The following is a 1,092-nucleotide window of genomic DNA, read 5'->3' as shown; positions in this document are numbered from 1 at the left end:
CGCGTCGCTACAGCTTGGAGGAGAAGGCCGCGGCGGTGCGGATGGTCCGGACCCTGAGAGCCGAGTTGGGTGCCGAGCAGGGCACGGTGTCGCGGGTGGCCCGCCAGCTCGGCTACGGGGTGGAGTCGGTGCGGTCCTGGGTCCGCCAAGCCGACATCGATGACGGATACGCTCCGGGAGTGTCCAGCGCGGAGTCGGCACGGATCAAAGAGCTTGAGCAGGAGAATCGAGAACTCAAGCGTGCCAACGAGATACTGAAACGCGCGGCCAGTTTTTTCGGGGCGGAGCTCGACCGCCAACACAAGAAATAGTCGACTTCATCGACGCCCAGCGCGAGGAGTTCGGGGTCGAGCCCGTCATCACCGTCCTGCGATCAGCAGGGGTGGTGATGGCCCCGAGCACCTACTACGACACCAAGACCCGGCCTGTGTCGGCACGCGCGCAGCGTGACGCCGAGCTTGGTCCGGCCCTGATGGCGCTCTGGGAGGACAACTACCGCGTCTACGGGGCCCGCAAGCTCTGGAGAGCTGCTCGCCGCGAGGGCTACGACGTCGGCCGCGATCAGGTGGCCCGCCTGATGCGCAGCCTCGGGATCGAAGGGGTCCGGCGCGGCAAACGGGTCAAGACCACCAAACCGGACGCCGCCGCTGCGCGTCACCCGGATCTGGTGAAGCGCACGTTCACCGCTACCGCGCCGAACCAACTGTGGGTGACGGATCTGACATTCGTGCCGACGTGGGCCGGGGTGGCGTATGTGTGTTTCATCGTCGATGCCTACTCGCGGATGATCGTCGGCTGGCGGGTCGCCTCGCACATGCGCACCACGATGGTCCTCGACGCATTGGAGATGGCCCGCTGGTCACGCGGAAACATGTTGGTGGGCTTGCGATGTCACTCCGATGCCGGGTCGCAGTTCACATCGATCCGCTACGGCGAACGCCTCGCTGAGATCGGTGCGGTCCCCTCGATCGGATCGATCGGGGACAGCTTCGACAACGCCTTGGCGGAGACGGTGAACGGCTACTACAAGGCCGAGCTGATCTACGGTCCCGCCCGCAGCGGGCCATGGAAGACCGTCGAGGACGTCGAGTT

1 pseudogene and 1 other annotated feature are annotated in these 1,092 nt (G+C 65.8%); the pseudogene reads left to right on the top strand.

Annotated features, from left to right (window positions below):
• Window positions 1–1,092: pseudogene (locus tag MSZK_RS31450) on the top strand (IS3 family transposase); the annotation flags it as partial.
• Window positions 266–397, top strand: a sequence feature (AL1L pseudoknot). Its footprint overlaps the pseudogene before it by 132 nt.

Source organism: Mycobacterium sp. shizuoka-1 (genome assembly GCF_002723835.1).
Classification (GTDB): domain Bacteria; phylum Actinomycetota; class Actinomycetes; order Mycobacteriales; family Mycobacteriaceae; genus Mycobacterium.
Note: the sequence above shows the minus strand (reverse complement) of the source record. Positions and strands in the feature narration are given on the sequence as shown.